The 1,398-nt window shown below is 54.4% G+C and carries 2 protein-coding genes; both read right to left on the reverse strand.

Going from position 1 to position 1,398, the window contains the following annotated elements; translation table 11 throughout:
* Window positions 1-1,114: Rne/Rng family ribonuclease (locus AC2VLY_RS15205; RefSeq protein ID WP_486892485.1), on the reverse strand; the 1,114-nt coding region annotated here is incomplete at its 3' end.
* Between the two features lie 21 nt (window positions 1,115-1,135).
* A partial coding sequence (locus AC2VLY_RS15210) for a hypothetical protein (protein WP_486892486.1) occupies window positions 1,136-1,398 on the reverse strand: 263 nt, incomplete at its 5' end.

Below are 1,398 nucleotides of genomic sequence, written 5' to 3' on the forward strand. Positions count from 1 at the left end.
GCGCCCGATCCAGCTTGAGGGCTTCCTTGAGCTTGCCTTCCACTTCACGTTGATGTTTGGGAGACTCCATATCAATGAAGTCCACCACAATCAGGCCACCCAGATCCCGCAGACGGATTTGCCGGGCGATTTCTTCCGCCGCTTCCAGATTGGTGCGGAAAGCGGTTTCGGCAATATCCTGACCCTTGGTGGAACGGCCGGAATTGACGTCCACGGCAACCAGCGCCTCGGTATGATCAATGACAATGGCCCCGCCCGACTCCAGCCGCACTTCCCGACTGAATGCCGATTCAATCTGCTGTTCAATTTGATAGCGGCTGAAGAGGGGCACGTCATTATCGTAATGTTTCAGGCGGTGCACCATTTTCGGCATCATGGCGCCCATAAACTGCACGGCAGCGTTATAGGCGCCTTCCTCATCAATGAGGACTTCACCAAAATCTTCCGAAAAGTGATCGCGCAGGGCCCGGACGACCACATTTCCTTCCTGGTAAATCAGAAAAGGGGCGGCACGGGGTGCGGCTGTATCGACAATGGCCTGCCAGATTTGTTTCAGGTATTCGAGATCACGATGCAGCGCCTCAAGTTCTTGACCAATACCAGCAGTACGGGCAATAACGCCCATATTTTCGGGAATGTCGAGAAGTTGAAGGTGCTGACGAATCTGGGTGCGATCATCACCTTCAATGCGGCGGGAAACGCCGCCCGCCCTGGGATTATTGGGCATCAGGACCAGATAGCGACCGGCCAGACTGACAAAGGTGGTGAGGGCAGCACCCTTGCTGGAGCGCTCTTCCTTGTCCACCTGAACAATGACTTCCTGACCTTCGCGAATCAGTTCTTGAATGCGCTTGCGGCCCTGGCCGGGTTCCTGTTGCTGGAAGTATTCCCGGGCAATTTCCTTGAGTGGCAGAAAGCCGTGACGTTCCGCCCCATAATCAACAAAAGCCGCCTCCAGGCTGGGCTCTACACGGGTGATTCTGCCCTTGTAGATGTTGCTCTTTTTTTGTTCCTTGTAGGCGCGTTCAATATCCAGGTCGAGGAGTTTTTGACCATCTACCAAAGCCACCCGCAACTCCTCCGCATGGGTGGCGTTAATCAACATCCTTTTCATAAGTTCTTCTTTCTCCGGCGCTCAACCCGCATGCTCAATCAAGCAGGCCAGGGAGCGCAGCGTTTGTAATTGGGACCGAAAGGCTTGCCCTTCGATGCTAAAATGGGGGCCGCACCTTGTTAGCGCAGCGTCCTCAGTCGCAATATATGCCATAAAAGAATAGAATCGCAAACGAAAAAATGCAGGGGCGGTGAAAATATGGCGGAAAACGGAGTGCGACAGTGGCTGGTGACCGATGCGGATGCGGGCCAGCGTCTCGACAATTTCCTCCTGCGGGTCATGAA

The sequence above is a fragment of the Acidithiobacillus sp. TH-A36 genome (assembly GCF_057473445.1).